At 70.9% G+C, this 21,072-nt stretch carries 26 protein-coding genes; 13 read left to right on the top strand and 13 right to left on the bottom strand.

Going from position 1 to position 21,072, the window contains the following annotated elements; all coding sequences use genetic code 11:
• The first annotated feature begins 81 nt into the window (after positions 1-81).
• Complete coding sequence (locus EXE48_RS10825; protein WP_137711397.1) at positions 82-1,212, top strand: geranylgeranyl reductase family protein; 1,131 nt, start codon at positions 82-84, stop codon at positions 1,210-1,212.
• Positions 1,213-1,225: 13 nt separating this feature from the next.
• Here EXE48_RS10825 and EXE48_RS10820 read toward each other — a convergent pair whose 3' ends face one another.
• Positions 1,226-1,702: a TRAM domain-containing protein gene (locus tag EXE48_RS10820; protein ID WP_053771380.1), complete on the bottom strand. Its 477-nt coding sequence runs from the start codon at positions 1,700-1,702 to the stop codon at positions 1,226-1,228.
• 96 nt (positions 1,703-1,798) lie between these two features.
• Here EXE48_RS10820 and EXE48_RS10815 point away from each other — a divergent pair, with 96 nt between their 5' ends.
• Together EXE48_RS10815 and EXE48_RS10810 are read left to right on the top strand one after the other, a co-directional pair.
• The gene (locus EXE48_RS10815; protein ID WP_137711396.1) at positions 1,799-3,037 is read left to right on the top strand and encodes a mandelate racemase/muconate lactonizing enzyme family protein; all 1,239 of its coding nucleotides are present in this window, start codon (positions 1,799-1,801) and stop codon (positions 3,035-3,037) included.
• 204 nt (positions 3,038-3,241) lie between these two features.
• Positions 3,242-4,093 carry a DUF502 domain-containing protein gene (locus EXE48_RS10810; protein ID WP_199236380.1) on the top strand — a complete coding sequence of 284 codons (852 nt, stop codon included), beginning with the start codon at positions 3,242-3,244 and terminating at the stop codon, positions 4,091-4,093.
• A gap of 147 nt (positions 4,094-4,240) precedes the next feature.
• Here the strand turns inward: EXE48_RS10810 and EXE48_RS10805 are convergent, their stop codons facing one another.
• Positions 4,241-5,026 (bottom strand): PHP domain-containing protein, encoded by a 786-nt coding sequence (locus EXE48_RS10805; RefSeq protein WP_053771378.1) that lies wholly within the window; start codon positions 5,024-5,026, stop codon positions 4,241-4,243.
• Positions 5,027-5,236: 210 nt separating this feature from the next.
• Between EXE48_RS10805 and EXE48_RS10800 the strand changes: the two genes are divergently transcribed.
• Positions 5,237-7,309 (top strand): peroxidase family protein, encoded by a 2,073-nt coding sequence (locus EXE48_RS10800; RefSeq protein ID WP_053771377.1) that lies wholly within the window; start codon positions 5,237-5,239, stop codon positions 7,307-7,309.
• Between the two features lie 65 nt (positions 7,310-7,374).
• Here EXE48_RS10800 and EXE48_RS10795 read toward each other — a convergent pair whose 3' ends face one another.
• From EXE48_RS10795 to EXE48_RS10770, 6 genes are all read right to left on the bottom strand, one after another.
• The gene (locus EXE48_RS10795) at positions 7,375-8,592 is read right to left on the bottom strand and encodes an MFS transporter (protein ID WP_137711395.1); all 1,218 of its coding nucleotides are present in this window, start codon (positions 8,590-8,592) and stop codon (positions 7,375-7,377) included.
• Positions 8,593-8,691: 99 nt separating this feature from the next.
• On the bottom strand, positions 8,692-9,324 hold the full coding sequence (locus EXE48_RS10790; RefSeq protein ID WP_053771375.1) for a hypothetical protein: 633 nt from the start codon (positions 9,322-9,324) through the stop codon (positions 8,692-8,694).
• Positions 9,314-10,450: a DUF3179 domain-containing protein gene (locus tag EXE48_RS10785; RefSeq protein ID WP_137711394.1), complete on the bottom strand. Its 1,137-nt coding sequence runs from the start codon at positions 10,448-10,450 to the stop codon at positions 9,314-9,316. Before EXE48_RS10785 ends, EXE48_RS10790 begins: the two co-directional genes overlap by 11 nt.
• Positions 10,451-10,602: 152 nt before the next feature.
• Positions 10,603-11,196, bottom strand: a complete 594-nt coding sequence (locus tag EXE48_RS10780) for an MOSC domain-containing protein (RefSeq protein ID WP_137711393.1) — start codon at positions 11,194-11,196, stop codon at positions 10,603-10,605.
• Positions 11,196-11,585: a hypothetical protein gene (locus EXE48_RS10775; RefSeq protein ID WP_053771372.1), complete on the bottom strand. Its 390-nt coding sequence runs from the start codon at positions 11,583-11,585 to the stop codon at positions 11,196-11,198. Before EXE48_RS10775 ends, EXE48_RS10780 begins: the two co-directional genes overlap by 1 nt.
• A 91-nt stretch (positions 11,586-11,676) precedes the next feature.
• Positions 11,677-12,594, bottom strand: coding sequence for a PLP-dependent cysteine synthase family protein (locus EXE48_RS10770; protein ID WP_137711392.1), 918 nt, complete (start codon positions 12,592-12,594; stop codon positions 11,677-11,679).
• 130 nt (positions 12,595-12,724) lie between these two features.
• Between EXE48_RS10770 and EXE48_RS10765 the strand changes: the two genes are divergently transcribed.
• Positions 12,725-13,108 (top strand): TlpA family protein disulfide reductase, encoded by a 384-nt coding sequence (locus EXE48_RS10765; protein WP_053771370.1) that lies wholly within the window; start codon positions 12,725-12,727, stop codon positions 13,106-13,108.
• Positions 13,109-13,123: 15 nt separating this feature from the next.
• Here the strand turns inward: EXE48_RS10765 and EXE48_RS10760 are convergent, their stop codons facing one another.
• Entirely contained in the window at positions 13,124-13,339 is a 216-nt protein-coding gene (locus tag EXE48_RS10760; RefSeq protein WP_053771369.1) for a hypothetical protein, read from the bottom strand.
• A gap of 92 nt (positions 13,340-13,431) precedes the next feature.
• Between EXE48_RS10760 and EXE48_RS10755 the strand changes: the two genes are divergently transcribed.
• A complete protein-coding gene (locus EXE48_RS10755; protein ID WP_137705326.1) occupies positions 13,432-14,175 on the top strand; it encodes a ThuA domain-containing protein in 744 nt (247 codons plus the stop codon).
• A 178-nt stretch (positions 14,176-14,353) separates the two neighbouring features.
• Here the strand turns inward: EXE48_RS10755 and EXE48_RS10750 are convergent, their stop codons facing one another.
• The 3 genes from EXE48_RS10750 to pyrB all read right to left on the bottom strand — a co-directional run bounded on the left by EXE48_RS10750 (position 14,354) and on the right by pyrB (position 16,936).
• Entirely contained in the window at positions 14,354-15,214 is an 861-nt protein-coding gene (locus EXE48_RS10750; RefSeq protein WP_137711391.1) for a glycoside hydrolase family protein, read from the bottom strand.
• A gap of 325 nt (positions 15,215-15,539) precedes the next feature.
• Positions 15,540-15,998: an aspartate carbamoyltransferase regulatory subunit gene (gene pyrI, locus EXE48_RS10745; protein ID WP_053771366.1), complete on the bottom strand. Its 459-nt coding sequence runs from the start codon at positions 15,996-15,998 to the stop codon at positions 15,540-15,542.
• Complete coding sequence (gene pyrB, locus EXE48_RS10740; RefSeq protein ID WP_137711390.1) at positions 15,995-16,936, bottom strand: aspartate carbamoyltransferase; 942 nt, start codon at positions 16,934-16,936, stop codon at positions 15,995-15,997. Before pyrB ends, pyrI begins: the two co-directional genes overlap by 4 nt.
• Positions 16,937-17,125: 189 nt before the next feature.
• Here pyrB and EXE48_RS10735 point away from each other — a divergent pair, with 189 nt between their 5' ends.
• Positions 17,126-17,446: an ASCH domain-containing protein gene (locus EXE48_RS10735; protein ID WP_053771364.1), complete on the top strand. Its 321-nt coding sequence runs from the start codon at positions 17,126-17,128 to the stop codon at positions 17,444-17,446.
• Positions 17,447-17,502: 56 nt separating this feature from the next.
• Here EXE48_RS10735 and EXE48_RS10730 read toward each other — a convergent pair whose 3' ends face one another.
• Positions 17,503-17,844: a 2Fe-2S iron-sulfur cluster-binding protein gene (locus tag EXE48_RS10730; RefSeq protein ID WP_053771363.1), complete on the bottom strand. Its 342-nt coding sequence runs from the start codon at positions 17,842-17,844 to the stop codon at positions 17,503-17,505.
• 157 nt (positions 17,845-18,001) lie between these two features.
• Here EXE48_RS10730 and EXE48_RS10725 point away from each other — a divergent pair, with 157 nt between their 5' ends.
• The 6 genes from EXE48_RS10725 (at position 18,002) to EXE48_RS10700 (ending at position 21,072) form a co-directional block, all read left to right on the top strand.
• On the top strand, positions 18,002-18,262 hold the full coding sequence (locus EXE48_RS10725; protein WP_137705325.1) for a hypothetical protein: 261 nt from the start codon (positions 18,002-18,004) through the stop codon (positions 18,260-18,262).
• A 76-nt stretch (positions 18,263-18,338) separates the two neighbouring features.
• A complete protein-coding gene (locus EXE48_RS10720; RefSeq protein ID WP_053771361.1) occupies positions 18,339-18,581 on the top strand; it encodes an antitoxin VapB family protein in 243 nt (80 codons plus the stop codon).
• Entirely contained in the window at positions 18,578-18,970 is a 393-nt protein-coding gene (locus tag EXE48_RS10715) for a PIN domain-containing protein (protein ID WP_137705324.1), read from the top strand. Before EXE48_RS10720 ends, EXE48_RS10715 begins: the two co-directional genes overlap by 4 nt.
• A 73-nt stretch (positions 18,971-19,043) precedes the next feature.
• Positions 19,044-20,042, top strand: coding sequence for a phosphomevalonate decarboxylase MvaD (gene mvaD / locus EXE48_RS10710; RefSeq protein WP_053771359.1), 999 nt, complete (start codon positions 19,044-19,046; stop codon positions 20,040-20,042).
• A gap of 128 nt (positions 20,043-20,170) precedes the next feature.
• Complete coding sequence (locus EXE48_RS10705) at positions 20,171-20,494, top strand: BolA family protein (protein WP_053771358.1); 324 nt, start codon at positions 20,171-20,173, stop codon at positions 20,492-20,494.
• A gap of 44 nt (positions 20,495-20,538) precedes the next feature.
• On the top strand, positions 20,539-21,072 hold the full coding sequence (locus EXE48_RS10700; protein WP_394347757.1) for a hypothetical protein: 534 nt from the start codon (positions 20,539-20,541) through the stop codon (positions 21,070-21,072).

The raw sequence follows: 21,072 nt of genomic DNA, 5'->3' as shown, positions 1-21,072 counted from the left end.
CCGACCCCTCGGCCCTCGCTCCGTCGGGACCGGCCGGGTCGGCGCGTCGCGCTTAACTACCCCCGTCACCACGACCCGACCATGTACGACTTCGTCGTCGTCGGCGCGGGACCGCCGGGGTCGCGGTTCGCCCGACGCGCGGCCGAGGACGGCCGCGACGTCGTCGCCTTTGAGAAGGGGTCGGTCGGCGAGCCGCTCGCCTGCTCCGGGCACGTCTCCGACGACGTGTGGGAGTACGCCCCCGACGGCGCCCGCGACGACCTCCTCCAGAACCGGGTGTACGGGGCCCGCTTCCACGTCGGCGGTCCGGATTCGCGGTCCTACCCGTTCTACAAGCGGGAACCGGTCTCCAACGTGATCGACCGCGTCGGGCTCGACCGAGCCCTCGCCGAGGCCGCGCGCGAGGCGGGCGCCGACGTCCGAGAGAACCACACGGTCGTCGGCGTGGAGGAGCGGGCCGACCGGGTCGCCGTGGACGTTCGGACGCCAGCGGGTGACGTGGAGCGCGTCGAGGCCCGGATGGTCGCCGGCTGCGACGGGCCCACGTCGCGGGTGCGGCGCGCGCTCGACCTCCCGGAGCCGGACGAACTGCTCCACGGCGTCCTCGGGTTCGACCCCGCGGCGGACGCGGGCGACTACGTCGACGTCCACCTCACCGCGCCGACGTTCTTCGCGTGGCGGATCCCCCGCGGCGACGCGGGCGTCGAGTACGGGCTGGCGGCGCCGCCGAGCGAGGACGTGTCGGAGATGTTCGAGCGGCTCACGGACGCCTACGGCGCGACGACCGACCGGCGCTGCTCTGGCGCCATCCCGGTCGGCCCGCCGGCGCGGACGACGAGCGACCGCGGCTTCCTGATCGGCGACGCCGCCGCGCAGACGAAGCCGTTCACCGGCGGCGGCATCCTCTACGGGATGCGCGCGGCCGACGTGGCCGCGGCGGCGATCGACCCGGCGGACCCGGAGACGCTCGCGGACTACGAGTCCGGGTGGCGCGCGGAGCTGGCCACGGAGATCCGACTCGGGAAGGCGATCAGGCGGTGTTACTCGCTCCCGGAACCGGTTCAGCGGGTCGGGCTACGGGCGCTGTCCGGCGAGATCGGCGTCCACATGGACGAGCCGTCCTCGTTCTTCTCGGCGTCGCACCTGCGGTCGCTGTTCTCGCGGGCGACCCCCCCGGAACGGATACATCCCGACGACCGGGGGGCGAAGTGACCCCGGGCGGTCGCTACTCGTCGACGACGTTCGCGAACGAGACGTTCTCGCGGACGCTCGTGATCTCGACGGTCGGCTGCTCGCCGGGCTCCGCGTCGGGAACGATGACGACGTAGCCGCGTTCGATCTTCGCGATCCCGTCGCCCTTGTCCCCGAGCGTCTCGATCGTCACGTCCCGTACCTCCCCCTCCGAGACGGGCGGGTCCGGCTGGACCGCGCCGGCGGCCCCGCGGGAGGTGGGCCGCTGGCCGTCGTCGGACGCGGTCCCGTCGGACGCGCCGTTCGTCTCGGGGACGGACGCGCCGTCGGCGTCGCCCGTCGACTCCGCCGCCGATTCGGCGCGGTCCAGGACGGCGATCCGATACGTGTCGCCCACGCTGACGCTTCCGTGTTCGATCTCCGAGGTCGGGACGGTGACGACGTAGTCGTCGCCGCGGGACTCCACCCGTCCGGTGTACAGACACGCGAGAGAATCAGTAATTTCGACCATGAGCGCTATTGCGCGCACGGGGATGAAAAGCCACCTGTTCGTGCGGACGACGGGCGAAGGTAAACGTTTACCCTGTCCCGAATTAACCAACGCGGTATGAGCCGAAACTACGAGTCGCTCCACGACCCGAACGCGGAGTACACGATGCGGGAGCTCTCCGCCGAGACGATGGGGACCACGGGGACGCGCGGGGGCGGCCGCGACGTCGAGATCACTGACGTTCAGACGACGATGGTCGACGGGAACTTCCCGTGGACGCTCGTCCGCGTGTACACCGACGCTGGCGTCGTCGGCACCGGCGAGGCGTACTGGGGCGCGGGCGTCCCGGAGCTCATCGAGCGCATGAAGCCGTTCGTCGTCGGCGAGAACCCGCTCGACATCGACCGCCTCTACGAGCACCTCATCCAGAAGATGTCCGGCGAGGGCTCGATCGAGGGCGTCACCGTCACGGCCATCTCCGGCATCGAGGTCGCGCTCCACGACCTCGCCGGCAAGATCCTCGACGTGCCCGCCTACCAGCTGCTCGGCGGGAAGTACCGCGACGAGATGCGCGTCTACTGCGACTGCCACACCGAGGACGAGGCGGACCCCGAGGCGTGCGCGGACGAGGCCGAGCGCGTCGTCGACGAGCTCGGCTACGACGCGCTGAAGTTCGACCTCGACGTGCCGAGCGGCTTCGAGAAGGACCGCGCGAACCGCCACCTCCGCCCCGGCGAGATCCGCCACAAGGCGGAGATCGTCGAGAAGGTCACCGAGCGCGTCAAGGACAAGGCCGACGTCTCCTTCGACTGCCACTGGACGTTCTCGGGCGGCTCCGCGAAGCGCCTCGCGGACGCCATCGAGGAGTACGACGTGTGGTGGCTCGAAGACCCCGTGCCGCCGGAGAACCTCGAGGTCCAGGAGGAGGTCACGAAGAGCACGACCACGCCGATCACGGTCGGCGAGAACCGCTACCGCGTCACCGAGCTGCGCCGCCTCCTCGAGAACCAGGCGGTCGACATCGTCGCCCCCGACCTGCCGAAAGTCGGCGGCATGCGCGAGACGCGCAAGATCGCGGACGTGGCGAACCAGTACTACGTCCCGGTCGCGATGCACAACGTCGCCTCGCCGATCGCGACGATGGCGGCGGCCCACGTCGGCACCTCCATCCCGAACTCGCTCGCGATCGAGTACCACTCCTACGAGCTGGGCTGGTGGGAGGACCTCGTCGAGGAGGACGTGATCGAGGACGGCTACATCGAGGTGCCGGAGCAGCCGGGTCTCGGGCTCACGCTCGACATGGACACCGTCGAGGAACACATGGTCGAGGGCGAGACGTTGTTCGACGAGGAGTGAAACGATTCGTCGAACTCGATAGGCGAGCGGAGCGAGCCTATCGGTGTTCGACGAGGCGGAAGCCGAAGTCGAGCCCAAAAATCTCCGATTTTCGCAGTTCGACGAGGCGGAAGCCAGATCGTACTCGATAGCTGAGCGGGTGCGCCCCCGTCGACGGGTGCGTGAATGAGCATTTATTTTACCGTTCCCCGCGAGGAACGCATTATGTCGTCCCCCGACGATAGCGACCCCTCCCAAGTAGCGACCCGGGCGAAACAGACCGGCCAATCCCTGTACTCGCGCGCGTACGATTCGCTGATCACGGGCGTCGCGATCATGATCCCCGTCGTCGTGACGCTGTACATCGTCAGCATCGCGATCGGGTTCGTTCGGAACGCGCTGGACCCGCTCATTCGGGTCCTACGGTGGGCCGGTCTCATCCAGCGCATCGAGTCGGGCGGATTCGTCCAGCTGCTCATCGAGATCGGGATCTACGCCGACGTCGTGGCGTTCGTCTCCGAGCTCATCGCGATCGCGGTCCTCGTGCTCGTCATCGCTGTCGTCGGGGTCGTGGGACGCAACCGCTACGGGCAGCGGGTCGTGGACGTCTTCGATCTGGTGGTGTCTTCGATCCCGGGCGTCGGAACGGTGTACAAGAGCTTCCGGCGGATGGGAGACGTGGTTCTCGACGAGCAGGACGACAAGTTTCAGGAGGTGAAGCTCGTCCAGTGTTTCGACGAGAACGTCTACGTGCTCGGGTTCAAGACCGGCGAGGCCCCGGTGACGATAGAAGAGTCGACCGGTCACGAGGAGATGGTCTCGATGTTTCTGCCGTTGGCGCCGAACCCCGTGACCGGTGGCCTGTTGACGTACATCCCGCAGTCGGACGTCTACGACATAGACATGACCATCGAAGAGGGGATTCAGAGCGTCCTCACGAGCGGTGTCGCGACCGACCAAGGCGCCTCGGGGACTCTCAACATCGGCCTCGAAGAGCTACAGAACTCACAGCGGTACCAAGACATTCGCAGCGCGGTGGTCACGACCGACTACGACGACGACGACGACCGGGAGTAGGCGCGACGACTCTGACGGCCCGGGAGGGTCTGTTGTACCGCGAGGGAGCGAGCGTTCGACGACCGGCGCCCGCCGGTCGCTTCGGACCTCGACGCCGCCGCGTCGTCCGACGATCAGCGCCCTCGTCACGGCCGTTAGCCGAGCGCGTCAGCTCCGTTTCACCACCCGATCGAGTCCGACGGGCTGTAGCCCGCGCCGGGCGAGTTCGGCCTCGACCTCCCGCACCCGGGGCGCGATCGCGTCCGGCTCGTGGCTGTCGGTCCCGACGGTCACGTCGACGCCGGCGTCGACGAGCCGGTCGAGGAACGGGGGCGCCGGGTGGAACTCGCCGTAGTCGTCCAACAGGCGGCCGGCGTTGATCTCGGGGACGGTCCGCGAGTCCCGGAAGGCGTCCGCGACGGCGGCGTAGTGGTCCTCGGTCGCGAACCCGCGGAGGTGCGGGTTGCGCTCGACCAAGTCCGGGTGCGCCGCGATCGCGAACAGCTCCGAGTCGATCAGGGCGACCAGCTTCTCGAAGTAGCGGTCGACCAACTCGCGCCGCTCCGACTCCGGCTTGTCCGCGAAGCGGGACCGCGTGTGGACGTTCGCGCCGTCGAGCTCGTGGACGCTCCCCACCGCGTAGTCGAAGCCGGCGTCGTCGAGGAACTCGGCGATAGCCCCCTCGTGGGCGGGGTCGTAGTCCATCTCGGCGGCGTCGAACACGTCGACGTCGACCTCGTCGCGGACCGCCTCGATCGCCTCGCGGCGCCGCTCGTAGGTCAGGTCGAGATTGAACCCGAACGCGCGCTTGTACCGCCGCGCGGTCGGGGCCGGCGAGACGTTACAGTGGTCGGCGAGACCGATCCCGTCGAGCCCGGCGTCCGCTGCCGCCTCGACCATCCATCGCAGGAACGCCCCGTCCGAGTAGTTCGTGTGGGCGTGGAAGTCGTACACGGAGGTTCTTCGTGGCGAGGCGACTCGAAGGTTCGGGTCGCACGTGACGCGGCGTCGCGCCTCTCCACGGCGCTTCTCCACGTAACCCGCCTCGTCCGCTCTCACGTCTCGTTCCCCGGACGGTCGCAGTCTACCCACAGCATAATCCGCGAAACCTGTTGAAAATTCATTTAGAAAATTTTTTGCTACTGATGTTTAATTGTATGGGTCATGAGGACAAGTAACAAGATCCGGTGTCGCGTGGTCGACGACGAGTCCCGACCGCTGGCGGGGCGCGTGGTCGTAGGAGAGCGGCCGGGCGAGGGGGGCCAACCGGTCGGCCACTGGACCACCGACGACGACGGCGGATTCGTCGTCGAGACGGACGGCGGCGTCGACGACGTCTCGTTTACGGTTCGCAACCCCGCACGCGGCGGCGCGGAGGAGCCCGTGCGACGGCGGCGGACCCCGGACGACGCCGAGCACGCGCTCCACCTCACGGTGAAGGCGCGCCGGATGACGGTCCACGGCGGTATCGAACACCGGGGGATGAACGAGGCGGCCCAGACGGCGGCGGGGCCGGTCCGGAGCCACCGGTTCCACACGCAGTTCCCCGAGTTGGAGCCCTACGAGCGCAGCGAGGCGTTCCTGCGGACGCTCGGAGGCACGGGGGGCGAGGCGGGCGCGCCGATGATGGAGCCCGCGGACGCTCCGGTCGGCGAGGCGGAGACGCCGGCCGGGTACGGGATCTTCGGCCAGTTCGTCGACCACGACATCACCTTCGACCCCACCTCCGACATCGACCGGCGGAACGACCCCGCCGCGCTGCGGAACTTCCGCACGCCGGCGCTCGACCTCGACTCGCTGTACCGGACGAACGCCGAGGCCGCGCCGTTCCTGTACGACCACGAGCGGGACGAGCGCAAGCTGCTCACCGGCGAGGCGGGCGCGCCGGACGCGGCGGAGGGCGGCGGGCTCTCGGGGCTTCCCGGGACCGACCTCCAGCGTAACGATCAGGGCGTCGCGCTGATCGGCGACCCGCGAAACGACGAGAACGTCGTCGTCTCGCAGCTCCAGCTCGCGTTCGTGAACTTCCACAACCGCGTCGTCGACCACCTCCGGGGCCCGGGCGCCGACCTCGTCGAAGACGGCGAGTCGGTCCTCGAAGCCGCCCAGCGGCTCGTCAGATGGCACTACCAGTGGGTCGTGCGCCACGACTTCCTCCCGCGGATCTGCGACCGGTACGTCCTCGACGACATCGAGGACCGCGGCCGGCAGTTCTTCGTGCCGCCGGGACGAACGCCGGCCATCCCAGTCGAGTTCGGCGGCGCCGCCTACCGCTTCGGGCACAGCATGATCCGCCACGCGTTCGACGTCAACGACGAGGTCGGCGAGGTGCCGCTGTTCCCCACCGGCCCGGGCGACGGCCGGAACCTCCGCGGCGGCCGACCGGTGCCGAGCGACCTCGTCGTCGACTGGTCGCGGCTGCTCGACGCCGGCGACGGGGACTTCCAGCCGGGTCGGAAGATCGAACCGCTGCTCGCGCCGACGCTCTTCGAACTCCCGTTCGGGGGCGAGCCGTCCCTCGCGGTCCGGAACCTCCGCCGGGGCGAGGCGCTCGGACTCCCCTCCGGGCAGGACGTGGCCGCACGGATGGGGAACGATCCGATCCGCAACGAGGCGTTCGGCCACGACTCGGGGATCATGGAGGCGCTGCGGGCCCATGAACGCGGCGCCGACCCCGACTCGCCGCTGTGGTACTACGTGCTCGCGGAGGCGGAGTTCCAGCAGGACGGCGAGCGCCTCGGCGCGGTCGGCAGCCGCATCGTCGCCGAGACGCTCATCGGGCTGATCGAGGCCGACGAGACCGCCTACCCGAACGCCGCGCCGGACGACTGGGAGCCGAGCCTCCCGCAGCCGACGGCGACGGCGGGCTACACCCTCGCCGACATCACGGCGTTCGCGGCCGAGGCGCGGCCGGACGGCCTCGTGATCGACGCGATCGATCCGGGCCCGGGCGCCGGGGGCGACCCGCTCGACGAGTCGGTGACGCTCCGGAACGCCGCCGCCGAGCCGATCGACCTGTCGGGGTACGCGATCGACCTCGGCGGGCAGCGCGACGACCTGCCCGACGCGACGCTCGACCCTGACGAGACGCTGACGGTCCACATCGGCCCGGGGACCGACACCGCCGCCGACCACTACCTCGACCGCGGCGCGCCGGCGCTCAACGACGCCGGAGAGACCGTCGCGGTCTTCGACCCCGACGGCGAGCGGTCGACGCGCCGGCGGTACGTCGGGTGAGTCGGTCGCGACGCGCCGACGGGGCGCGGTGCCGACGCGCCGACTCGGACGCGGCCCGACCCGCGTCACCGCCCCCCGCCGACGACCGCGTTCGCGGAGATGACGAGGAACGCGAGCCCGGACATGCCGGCGATGACGGCGAACGACGCGGCCCAGCCGAGCAGGTCCGCGACGAGGCCGACGCCCACCGAGCCGGCCGAGCCGATCACGGTGTAGACGGTCCGGATCAGGCCGAACCCGGCGCCCCGCTCCGCGTCGCCGAGCGCGTCCATGAACCGCGGGTCGATGGCCGAGAAGAAGCTCGACCCGAGGCCGGCGAGGAAGACGGCGACGCCGAGCCCCGCGACCGCGGGGAGCGCCGGGAGCCCGACCGCTGTCGGGAGCCGCAGGAGGCCCGGGAGCGCGACCAGCGCGCCGAGGCCGAGCGCCCCGCCGAGGAGGGCCGCGGCGATGCTCGCGTCGCGGCCCAGCCGGTCGGAGAGCCGCCCGAGCCCGACCTGCGCGCCGGCGCGGACGACGAAGAACGCCGAGAAGACGCCGCCGGCGAAGCCGGGCGAGTACCCGCGGAGCTCGACGAGGAACGTCGGAAGGAAGGAGATGACGCCCTGCGCGACGTACGTGCCGAGCGTCGCGACCGCGAGCGGAACGAGGACCTCCCGGCGCCCGACCAGTTCGAGCAGCGGCGCGAGCCGGAGCCGCTCGGCCATCGGCTGCTCCGGGCGCCGCGGCTCGGTCGGGCGCACCCGGCGCGCGAACAGGGCGAAGATGGGGACGCCGACGAGCGCGGCCAGCGCGACGCCGGGCCGCCAGCCGTAGCGGAACCCCACCCACGTCGCGGCCACCGGCGCGACCAGCCCCGCGAGCGGCCCGCCGAGCGAGTGGATCCCGACCGCGGTCCCGAGGTCGTCGAACGTCCGCGAGAGCAGCGTGGTCGCTACCGCGTAGTGGAGCCCCGCCGCGAGCCCGAGCAGCACCGCGGCCAGCACGAACGCGGGGAAGACCGGCACGACGGCGAGCAGGAGGCTCGTCGCGGTCGTCCCGCCGACGGCGACGAGGATCACGCGGCGCTCGCCGTACCGGTCGGCGAGGATGCCGCTCGGGAACTGCGAGAGCCCGTAGGCGAACCACATGCCGGAGAGCGCGACCCCCACCGCGGTGTTCGACACGCCGAAGTCGTCGATGATCAGGGGGACGACCGGGCTGATCGCCAGCCGGGCGAAGTACGTGACGAAGAACGCCAGCATACACAGGGTCAACACCGCGTGGCGGTACCGCCAGTTCATCCGACAGTCACGGGCGTGTCGTCGGGGCGGTCGCCGGTCAACGCTTTCGATCCCGGCGGGGCGCGGAACGCCGTAGCGGGGGTTTCTGGCGAGCGGGACTCACCCGACGGCGGCCGGGTCCACGCGGCTCCCGACCCACAGCAGCGTGAGCAGCAGGCCGCCGACCGAGGCGGGCAGGAACCACTGGAACGCGGCGAGCAGCCCCGCGGAGGCCTGTACGCCGATCACCGCGAGGAGCGTGGGGCCGCAGCAGGCGAACCCGGAGAGGACCCCTGGGACCCCCGCGACCGCGCCCGCGCCGGCCCCGATCCGGCACGCCGACGGCCCGCGCCACGCGACGACGGAGACGGCGAGGGTGACGCCGACGAGCGCCGCGAGCCCGAGCCCGAGCGCGGCGTTGACCGGGGCGAAGAGGTACTCGACCGGCCCGACGGAGAGCAGCGCCACGGGCTCGTACTGGAACGGTGCGACGCGGCGGAGGGCGAGCGCGCCCGGCGTCTCCGCGACGACGAGGTCGAACCGAGGGGGCGCGCCGCCGCTCGCGCCGGCGCGGACCCCGAGGTGGCCGAGCCCGACGTGGTACGCGAGGAGGTACGCGACCGCGACGACCGCGGCGGTCGCGCGGCCGTCGCGTCGACCGAGAGACGCGCGCACGGCGAACGCCGTCCGCCGGCCGAGCCCGACGAGCCACTCGCGCGGGGCCTCGGTCGGCGCGGCGGTCTCAGCGGCCATACCCGGCCCAGGTGTGGTCGCCGACGAACGCGGTGTCGGGGTAGAACCCGGCCCAGGCGAACCACATCGCGTCGAACGCGAGGACGCGGTCGAGCGGGAGGTCCGCGGCGGCCAGTCCGCCCTCGCCCCCGACCCTGTACCCGTCGCCGTCGGTCGCGACCGCGGCCCCGTCCGGGTTCCGGTAGACGTGCCCGGTCGAGAGGGCGGGCTCGGCCACGGCGACGACGGCCCCCCCGTCCCCGCCGACGGTCCCGGTCAGGACCCGCTCGTCGAGGAGGGTGGCCTTGTCGAACGCGACGGCGCCGTCGGCGGTGCGCGCCCCGACGACGACGGACTTCGGGTGGCCATCCTCCGTCGACGCCAGCGGCGGGAACAGCGTCCCGTTCCGGGCGTAGTAGCCGTTCACCGGGGCGTAGCTCCCGTACGGGTCGCTGTCGTAGCGGCGGACGTGGCCGGTCGCCTCCGTCATGACGAGCGAGCCCGGCCGTCGCGCGGCCCACTCGCTCGCGGTCGTCCACACGACCCGGAACTCGTCGAGCGTCGCGCCCGCGAGCGGGCCGTCGATCGCGGTCGCGAGCATCTGCGGCCACCAGCTGTCGGTGGCGCGGTCGTACATGATCAGGTTCGAGTTGACCAGCCGGCCCGACACGCCGAACGTCGTGGCGCCGCGCCGGAACCCCTGTGCCGTCCCGGTGAGCGGGCAGTAGGTGACCGCGATCGGTTCGCCGGCGATCTCGTCGTTGACGATCTCGTGGTGCGAGAGGATCCGCCGGGGGTACGCCCTCGCCTCGCCGTCGCGGACGACGCCGAACACCGGCTCGTCGGCCGCGAGGTCCGCGTCCGCGATCGGCCGGAACTGCGGGTCGTCGACCGACGGGATCCCGTCTTTGCCGACGCCGCCGTCGAGCGACTCCGACAGGAGCGACGCCGGCTCGTACGCGAGGTGGTACTCGGTTTCGACGGTGGGCGGCGGGCTCCCGTCGCCGCCGGACGCCCCGTCGCTCGACGCCCCGGCCGACTCCCCGTCGCGGTCGGCCCCGCTCGTCGCTCGACCGCCGAGACAGCCGGCGACGGCGGCGCCGACGGCCGCGAGTCCGGACAGCGCCGCGCGCCGAGTTCGATTCATGCCCCCGTCTCCGTCTTCGACCGTATAAAGCCCGAAGCGGGGGTGTGAATTGCACGCACACCCGCCCGGCGCGGGGCGGTTCTCGGGCGCCCCGCGGTACCGGAGCGGGCCGAGGCCGTCGGGGAGAACCGGCTGCCGGGACCGGCTGACGGCTACTCGTGACCGCTTTCCGAGCCGCCGCGCAGCCGCTCGGCGATCGCCGCGCCCGCCGTCCGAGGGTCGGCCTCGCGCACTGTCACGGGGTCGCCGACCACCACGCGGCCGGGCTCGACGACGGTACAGCAGAGCCCGCCGCGCTCGCGCAGCGCGGCCGCGATCCCGTCGGCGCCGGTGAGCGATTCGAGGCGCGCGCAAGGCGGACGGCGGCGCGTCGGCCGCAGGAGCGCGTCGCCGACGGCCACCGTCGCGCCGAGCAGCGGGTCCAGTCCGCCCCCGAAGCCGTCGACCACCACGTTCCGCCGGTGTCGACCGTCGCGGAGGTCGACCCCGGTCTCCTCGCGGACGGCGGCGAGCGCCGCCGCGGAGACGAGCGTCACCGCGCAGCCGTCCAGCTGGAAGTGACCGTCCCCGCGGCGGTAGCGGTCCCCCTCGACCCCGTCGGGACGGACGTCGACCGCGTCCCGACCGACCGGCGGCGCGCCCCCTTCCGGGGCCGTGACGAGCGACGCGACGCGACCGGTCTCGTCCGGTCCGCGGGGCCCGAGGTCGCCCCCGGCTCGGCCGTCGCGGCCATCCTCGGCCGGCATCACGGGCCCCCGAGGAGGGTCGCGTCGTCGGGCCTCAGCCACTCGCGGTGGAGGTAGTAGACCGCGGCGACGGGCGGGGCGGGGAGCGCGGCGAGGGCGTAGATCCACTTGAACAGTCCCAGGTCGGCGACGCGCCGCTCGGCCAGCGAGAGCGAGTCGAGCAGCAGCGTCGCGGTCGCCAGCGGCGCGAGGAGGTAGCCGTGCGCGAAGGCCACGGCCGCGCCGACGGGGGTCGACGGCGTCAGGAACGCCCAGTCGAGCGCGTACAACAGCGTCCAGCCGACGACGGCCGCGGCGAGCGCGGCGAGCCACGGCCCGTCGAAGCGCCGATCCTGCGGGTCGGTCGGGTCCGCGTCCGGCGCGGCCGTCGTCGAGTCGCGGGTGCTCACGGGGGCCCTCGGCGCCGCGCGCTAATCAACGTCCGGGTGCCCGCGGACGCGACGGTCGTCGGCGCCCGAGCGTCGCCGCGGTGCGGGGCGCTCACTCGTCGAAGGTGCCGGCGGTGAGGTACCGCTCGCCGCTGTCCCAGAAGACGGTGACGACGAGGGGTTCGGCGCCCGCGTACGCCCCGGCCTCGCGCAGTTCCGCCGCCACGTTCCTGGCCGCGAGGTTGGAGGCTCCGGACGACTGGCCCACCAGAATTCCCTCCTCGCGGGCGAGCCGCCGGCACTCGGCCTCCGCGTCCGCGAGCTCGACCGTGTGTACCTCGTCGATCAGGTCGACGTCGAGGTTCGGCGCGACGAACCCCGGTCCCATCCCCTGGAAGCGGTCGTCGCCCGGCGGGTCGCCGGAGAGGACGGCGTTGTCCGCGGGCTCGACGGCGTCGATGCGCACGTTCGGGAACGTCTCCCGCAGTCGGCGGCCGATCCCGGAGAGGGTGCCGCCGGTACCGACACCGGCGACGAGGGCGTCGACGGTGCGGTCGCCAACCTGATCGAGGATCTCCGGCCCCGTCGTCTCGTAGTGCGCGCGGGGGTTGGCGGGGTTCTCGAACTGCCGCAGCTGAACGGTGTTCGGCTCCGCTTCGAGATCGTCCGCGCGCTCCTTCGCGGCCGAGATGTCGCCGTCGACGAGCTCGACGGTCGCGCCGTACGCCTTCATCAGGCGCCGGCGCTCGATCGACTTCCCCTCCGGGATCACGAGCGTGACGTCGTAGCCGCGCGCCGCGCCCGCCATCGCCAGCCCGATGCCGGTGTTGCCCGAAGTGGGCTCGACGATGCGGTCGCCTGGCTCGATCTCGCCGGCCGACTCGGCGGCCTCGATCATGTACAGCGCGGGACGGTCCTTCGCCGAGCCGCCCGGGTTCCGGGACTCGACCTTCGCCGCCACGGTCGTTCCCGCGGGCGCGTCGACCCGCACCAGCGGCGAGCCGAGCGTCGACAGGATGTCGTCGTCCATTACCCGATCCGAGGCGACCGCGACCCAAAGGCCCCGCGGACTGCGGCAATCGATGTCGGCCGCGAACCGCCGAGGGCTCGTCTTGCCACCGACGCACCGTTTAGGTGCCTCCGCGACCTACCTCCGCAAAATGACGCTCGAAACGCTCGCGCCCGCCGACCTTGACGCGGACGCGTTCGACGAGTCCGTGCTCGAAGCGCTCGGAGCCGACGACTACGTCTTCAAGGTGTGGGGCGGCGACTGGTGCGGCGACTGCCGGCGCCAGCTCCCCGAGTTCGGCGCCGCGCTCGCGGCCGCCGGGGTCCCGGACGACCGCATCCGGGAGTTCCCGGTGACGAAGGGGCCGGACGGGAAGGAGGGCGAGTTAGTCGAGGAGTACGGGATCGAGCTGATCCCGACCGTCGTCGTCGAGTCGCCCGAGGGCGAGGAGCTCGCGCGGTTCGTCGAGGAGGCAGAAGTCTCCATCGCGGAGTTCCTGGCCGAGCGGCTCGCGGACGTCGAGGCGACCGCCTGACCCTTTTCTCGCCGCTCAGTCGGCTCTCGCGTTCATGTCGAACGCGTAGTAGAGCGCGGCCATCGTGACGCCCATCGCGACCGCCTGAAATGTCATGGAGGTGTCGGATAGGACGCCGACCACGAGGACCGACGCCGTCGCGATCACGCCGGTGACGACGGCGTACCGGAACCGGGAGAGGCCGCGCGCCCAGTCGTCGGCGCGTCGGTACAGCTGTCGGGGACCTGCCATATGCGGTCATCTCCAGCCCGAGGGAAGTGCCTTCGGGTCCGGGCGCCGCGCGGCGGGGGAGCGCTAAAGTCGGTTCGGCGTCGACCACGGGCATGGCACGCGTCACGGTCTGGAACGAGTACCGTCACGAGCGCGAGAGCGACGTCGTCGCCGACGTCTACCCGGAGGGGATCCACGCCGTCGTCGCGGACGCGCTCCGCGAGGGCGGCCACGAGGTCCGCACGGCGACGCTTGACGAGGGCCCGGACCACGGGCTCACCGAGGCCGCCTTGGACGACACCGACGTGCTCGTCTGGTGGGGCCACGCCGCGCACGACGAGGTGCGCGACGAGGTCGTCGACCGCGTCCACGAGCGCGTCCTGAACGGCACGGGCCTGATCGCGCTTCACTCCGCGCACTACTCGAAGATATTCAGGCGGCTGATGGGCACCAACTGCTCGCTGAAGTGGCGCGAGGCCGCCGAGCGCGAGCGCCTGTGGACGATCGAACCGGGCCATCCCATCGCGGAGGGGATCGGCGAGTACGTCGAACTGGCGGAGACCGAGATGTACGGCGAGCGGTTCGACGTGCCCGCGCCCGACACGCTCGTGTTCACCTCCTGGTTCGAGGGCGGCGAAGTGTTCCGGTCCGGCTGCTGCTACCGCCGCGGGAGCGGGAGGGTGTTCTACTTCCGACCCGGCCACGAGACGTACCCGATATACGACGACGAGGACGTTCGACAGGTCCTTCGGAACGCGGTCGAGTGGGCGGCGCCGGGCGACGGCCCCGCGCCCGAGTTCGGCAATTCGGAGCCGGTCGCGGATATCGACATGAGCGACGACCGGACGGTTCACTGATCGGCACGAGCGCCCGCGGAGAAATCGACGAGCCGGCGGCTCAACGGCGTAGAGCGACCGCCGCTACGGCGCGGACGTTGAAAGGCGACCGCCTCGCGCGAACGCGAGACGACCGGTGGTGTCGCACGCCGGCGGCCGGTCGAGTTGCCCTCGGCCGGCCGGGTATATAACCCCTCGTTTACTCCGGGCGGTGGACCTCGCCGTCGCGCGAGTCGGCGTCCTTCCGGCGGAGCGCGGCGGCGGCGTTGTTCGCGTCGTAGCCGAAGAACACGTCCTTCGCGTACGTCTCGGCCACCTCGGCGGCGTGGATCAGGTCGTCGACGTCGACCTCGACCGCGTACAGCTCCAGCGAGAACGGCGTCTCCGGCGGCGCGCCGTGGAGGTCGTAGTCGCCGCCGAGCCGCGAGCGAAACCCCCGGGCGATGGTCTCCAGCCAGTAGGTCGTCGCGTACTCGGTGTCGTACAGCGGGACGACGAACTCGTCGACGTGGTCGGCGAGCCGGTCGAGGTCGAGGCCGGCGCGCTCGTAGAGGTGGTCGGGGTAGGGGTCGGGGTACAGCGTGAGCAGGAGCCGTCCGGGGACGAGGTCGGCCGCCTCGGCGACGAACTCGGTGATCACGTCGGCGCGCCAGTCTGCGAAGTCGTCGCGGTCGCTCTCGGCGAACAGGCGCTCGCAGCGGTCGCAGTGACAGAACCCCTCGCGGGGGAACCCGACGTCGTCGAGGCGAACGCCGGCGTTCGCGTCCGCGCAGTCCGCGATTATCTCGAACAGGCCCTCGCGGTACTCGGGGTGCGTCGGGCAGATGTACGCCCAGTCGAAGTACTCGCGGTCGCGGGTCGCCGGCTCGCCGCGCTCGTCCACCGGGACGAGGTCCTCGTTCTCGCTCGCGGCGGCGTTGTCGCCGAAACACGACACCATGTTCACGGCGTTCGGCAGCGGCTCGGCCGCCCGGCCGGTGACGTCTTTGACCTCGTAGAAGCCGAGGTCGAACGGCTCCATCTCGACCTCGTCGGCGTTGCGCGTGACGACCCCGTACATGGCTTCAGCTACGTGGCTGGTCGGTAAAAACGGACGGTCTCGCCGCGGTCGGCCGGGGAGGCGGCCGCCGCGCGATGCGGATCGCCGAGCGGTGCGGTTCGGGGGCGGTGCGGTCCGCGGAGGGCGCGGGCGCGGCGCCGCGGCGTTACTCGACTTCGACCGGCTGCTTGTCGCCGGCGAAGAGGAAGTACGCGAGCGCGACGAGCGACAGCACGAGGACGAGCTTGGCTTTCTTGCTCATGTCATACGGTTCGTGCGGCGGGCGCTAAAACTTACCGGAGGGCGCGCGTGAGAGACGGCCGCACGCCGACCCCCGGTCGGCGACTCAGACGTCGATGTGCTCGGCGATGTCGGACCGCAGGATCGTCGCGCAGTAGTCGCAGCGCACGCCGTCGGCGACCACGTCGAAGCGGGTCTCGACCGGCTCGCCGGCGTTCGTGATGCAGTTGCGGTTCGGACAGGAGAGCACCCCGGTCACGCCGTCGGGACGAGTGACGCGGTTCTTCTCGACCACCTCGAAGTCGCGGACGATGTTGATCGTCGCCTCCGGCGCGATGAGCGAGAGCACGTCGACCTCGGACTGCGACAGCTCCCGGTCCTCGACCTTCACGATGTCCTTGCGGCCGAGCCGGTCGGAGGGGACGTTCATCCCGACGGAGACGCCGAACCCCTCGGCGCCGTCGATGCCGAGGATGGCGAGGACGTTCAGCGCCTGCCCGGCCTCGACGTGGTCGATGACGGTGCCGTCGCGGATCTTCGAGACGCGGAGCTCGTGCTCGCTCATCGGTCCACCTCCGGCCCCTCGTCGGGGTCGGCGTTCTCTAAGAGGGTGTCGAGCAGCGCCATCCGGACCGGGATGCCGTTGTGGGCCTGCTCGAAGTAGCGCGCGTGGTCCGTCTCGTCGACGTCGGGCGCGATCTCGTCGACGCGCGGGAGCGGGTGCATGACGGTGAGGTCGTCGTCGGCGGCGTCGAGCGTCTCGGCGTCGATCCGGTACTCGCCGGCGACGCGGTGGTACTCGTTCTCGTCGGGGAACCGCTCCTTCTGGATCCGGGTGACGTAGAGCACGTCCAGATCGTCGAGGACGGGCGCTAAGTCCTCGTGCTCGCGGATCTGCGCGCCCGTCTCGTGCAGGTCGAAGCGGACCGACCGCGGGAGCCGTAGCGACTCGGGGCTGATGAAGTGCTGGTTGGCGTCGAACTCGGTGAGCGCGGCCGCCAGCGAGTGGACCGTCCGCCCGTACTTCAGGTCGCCCATGATCCCGATGGTGAGGTCGTCGAGCCCGTGGTCCTCGCGGATCGTGTGGAGGTCGAGCAGCGTCTGGGAGGGGTGCTGGCCCGCGCCGTCGCCGGCGTTGACGACGGGGACGTCCACGCGCTCGCCGGCCAGCGTCGCGGCGCCCTCGCTGGGGTGACGCAGGACGAGGGCGTCCGCGTACCCCTCGATGACGCGGACGGTGTCGGACAGCGACTCGCCCTTGGAGACGGACGAGGAGTCGACGTCGCCCATGTCGATGGTGTTCATCCCGAGGCGCTTCGCCGCGCTGTCGAAGCTCATCCGCGTCCGCGTGCTGGGCTCGAAGAAGCAGAGCGCGAGCACGCGACCGGCGTGCCGGTCCGCGTAGGCGGCGGGGTCGTCGGCGACCGCTCGGGCCCGGTCGAGCACGGCCTCGATGTCATCCCGCGAGAGCTGGGTCGCGGTGATGAGGTGGTCCTGTCGCATCGTCTGAGATGGGACTCGGCAGTATCTTGAATCCCTCGGCTCCGGCCGCAGCGCGGGTATTCACGGACGTGGGCACCGGCGAGACGACCGTTTCGATATCCGTAACGCCGCCCCGATCGCACGGACCGGCGACCGGGTCGAGCGCCGACCGCCGCCGATCATAAGGCGCCGCGGCCCGAACCGATCCGCATGTCCGAGAACGGTCCGGCCGACCTGCTGCCGAACGACCGCGTGAAGCAGAGCGCGCTCGACGGCGACGTGACGCAGCTCCACCGCGGGAACCGCTACGGCGACGAGGGCGACACCTTCGAGGTCGACGGCGTCGCGTTCGAACTGACGGAGGTCACCGAGCGCACGCTCGGCGACATGACCGACGAAGACGCGAAGCGGGAGGGGTCGCCCTCGCTGGAGGCGTACAAAGAGCGGATGGTCCGCGCGCACGGCGGCAGCTTCGAGTGGGACGACGACGCCGACGTGGTGCGACACCGCTTCGAGCGCGTCGACGAGTAGCTGACCGACAAGTAGCGGACCGATCACCGGACGGCGACCGGCGCCGCCGAGCCGACTCAGTCGTCGTCCGCGGCCGCGCCGTCGCCCTCTCCCGCGGCGGTCGCCGCGTCGTCCTCGATGCTCGGCGGGTACTTCCCGCGGTCGAGCTTCAGGTCCGACTGCGGGCGGGCCATACAGGTGAGCGCGTACTCCTCGGCCTCCTCGTCGGTGAGGCCGCGGGCCGCGGGCTGGGTCACCTCGCCCTCGACGATCTCCGCCGAGCAGGCGAGACACATCCCGACGCGGCAGGAGTACTCCTGGGCGATCCCCTCGTCGAAGCAGGCGCTGAGGATCGTCTCCGTGTCGGCCACCTCGATCGTCTCGCCGGTGCCGACGAACTCGACGGTGTACTCGGTCATGGCGCCGAGTACCCGCCGCCCCGTCAAAAAGGGTTCCCCTCAATCTCGTCGCTGTCTCGGGGACGGAAGCGAGTGAAAGAGATAGTGAGTTATCTGGGACAAGTTAATTCCTCTATTTCGGTTTTTTTATAAACGGGGCAACTATCCAACCCCATCGATGGTCCTCGCACCCTCAGCGACGCAGCTACCGACGTATCGGATCTGGGGCGCTACCGTCGCCCGCGACGAACTGCTCTTGTTGGCGACGCTGCTCGTCCTGTGGGCGACACTCGGCAGATGGGTGTATAAAGACGCGAAGGACAGAGGCAGCGACTGGGCGTGGCAATGGGGGTTCGGCACTCCGCTAACGGTGATCGCGGAGTTGGACGTGATGCTGTTGGTTGTCGTGATTTATTTGCTAGTCCGTGAATCGGCGTAGAGTGACCTGCCGTCGGGTCGTAACCTCGATTTCGGTGCTGACATTTTTAAATATACACACGCAACTGTGTACTGTAATGTCGACGAAAACGATCTCGCTCGACGAAGAGGCCTACGAGCGGCTCAAATCGCACAAGCGGGAGGGTGAGTCGTTTTCCGACGTGGTCAAACGGATCGCCGGTGAGCGATCGTGGACGGAAGTCGCAGGAATTCTCTCCGAAGAGGAGGGCGACGAGCTCGAATCTCTCGTGGAGGAGGGGCGGTCTCGTTCTCGCGACCGGCGCGAACAGATCGACGCAGATGTACGGGACGTCGAATGATCGAGGACACCGCCTTCATCATCGACGTTCTACACGACGATCGGGACGCAGTCCGATACCTCGATCTCATCGAACGGGAGAATCGTCCCGAGAAGATCTCCTCGATAACGGTACTCGAACTGTACGAAGCGGTTCCACAGTTGAACGCTCCTGAAGAGCGCCGACAAGCGATCCTCGACGTGCTCGACACGCGCCACGCGGTCGTCGCCGACGAGACCGTAATGCGAAAGGCCGGGAAGATCTCCGGCTCGCTTCGCGCTCGGGGTGAGGAGACCGACAGAGAGGATTGTATCATCGGGGCGACTGCGCTTTTGAACGACGAACCGGTCGTGACCCGCAACCGCGATCACTTCGAGCGCATCGACGGCCTCGACGTCGAGACGTACTGAGCGCTCGTCGACGGCTGTCGGTTCCCTCCCACCTATCGCAACGACTAATCCCCCGCCGAACGCTTCCCGAGGTATGACCGGCAAGGCCACCGCGCGAGCCCACCCGATCCAGGGGCTCGTCAAGTACCACGGCATGCGGGACGCGGAGCTTCGGCTCCCGTACCACGACAGCATCAGCCTCTGTACCGCCCCGACCGCGACGACGACCACCGTCGAGTGGCGGCCCGACGCGAGCGAGGACACCTACGTCATCGGCGGCGAGGAGGTCGACGGGCGCGCCGCCGAGCGCATCGACATGGTGGTCGACCACGTCCGCGACCTGGCCGGGGTCGACGCCGCGGTCCGGCTGGAGAGCGAGAACTCCTTCCCGTCGAACATCGGCTTCGGTTCCTCGTCGTCCGGGTTCGCGGCCGCCGCGCTCGCCCTGACCGAGGCCGCCGGGCTCGACATGACGCTCACCGAGGTCTCCACGGTCGCCCGCCGCGGCTCCTCGTCGGCGGCGCGCTCGGTGACGGGCGCGTACTCGCGGCTCGACGCCGGTCTCAACGACGAGGACTGCCGCTCGCATCGGCTCGACGTGGGCGTGAGCGACGACGGCTTCGACCCCGAGGAGGACCTCCGGATCGTCGCCGCGCACGTCCCGGCGTACAAGGAGACGGAGGAGGCGCACCGCGAGGCCGCCGCGAGCCACATGATGCAGGCGCGGACCGCGCACGTCCAGGACCAGCTGGTCGAGATGACCGACGCGCTCCGCGCGGGCTCCTTCGAGCGGATCTTCGAGACCGCCGAACACGACTCGCTCTCGCTGACGGCCACGACGATGACCGGCCCCGCGGGGTGGGTGTACTGGCAGCCCGAGACGATCGCGGTGTTCAACGCGGTCCGCGAGCTGCGCGAGTCGGGCGTCCCGGTCTACTTCTCGACCGACACCGGCGCGTCGGTGTACGTGAACACGCCCGCAGACCACGCCGACGAGGTGGAGAGCCGGATCGCGGAGGTCGGGATCGACACCGACGTCTGGGAGGTCGGCGGCCCGGCGCGCGTCCTCGACGAGAGCGAGGCGCTCTTCTAGCGAACGGTCGGGAGACGGGGTCGCTCCGGCTGCGACCCGAGTCCGCGACTCGTGGACGCCGTCTGACACGGGCTCTCCAGGCTCGACCGGGCCGGTCGACTTTTGGCCGTTCGCGTCCGAGCGGGACCATGACCATCGCACCCGACGACGTCGCGGACCTCATCGAGGAGCACCTCCCGGACGCGGTCGCCAGCGTGACCGCGCCCAGGATCCACGACGACGAGGACGAGGACGCCCACTTCGCGGCCGTCGTCGTCTCGCCCGCCTTCGAGGGCGAGTCGCTCGTCGACCAGCACCAGTTAGTGTACGACGCGGTCGGCGACCACATGACCCGGTCCGTCCACGCCCTGGAGATCAAGACGTACACCCCTGAGGCGTACGCGGAACACGGCGACGGCGCCCTCGACGACGACCTCCGCGAGGCCGGGCTGCTCCCGGTCGACGAGGCCTGATCGCCGACCCCGGTCCCGTCGAACCATTCTCGCCCTCCATGCCGATCCCATCCGCAGCCGTGCGCGCCGCACGCGGGGTCCTCGCCGCCGTCTCGCTGTTGGCGTTCCTCGCGGCCTTCCTCGCCGCCGAAGCGCGCCTCGCGTCACCGACCGTCCTCGCCGCCCTCACCGCGGTCGGGACGCTCGCGATGCTGGCGGCGGCCGGCCGCTCGGGACTCCGTCGACTGGTCCTCGGGAGCGACTCCGGCTCCGACGAGACTGAGGACTCTCCCGCCGAAGCGGACGCCTGGCTCGGCGAGTCGGCCGAGGAGACGCCGTGGACCGACCGCGCCGACCGCGCCGACGCCGAGGCCGAGGCCGACTGGCCGCTCGCGCGGCTCGAACCGGCGCTCGACGACGCGTGGAACCGGTACTCGGACGCTGCGCTGACGCTCGGGCTGGCGGCCCTCGGCGTCGGGTCCTTCGTCCTCCTCGCCGTCCACCCGGGCGACGAGCCGCCGCTCGGGCTGGTGCTCTCGCTGCTGTTCGGTCTCAACGGGGCGCTCGTGACGCTCCCGTTTCTGTTTACCGAGGATTGA

Source organism: Halorubrum sp. ASP1 (assembly GCF_005435135.1).
Classification (GTDB): domain Archaea; phylum Halobacteriota; class Halobacteria; order Halobacteriales; family Haloferacaceae; genus Halorubrum; species Halorubrum tropicale.
This window is presented reverse-complemented; position numbering and strand designations above follow the sequence as displayed.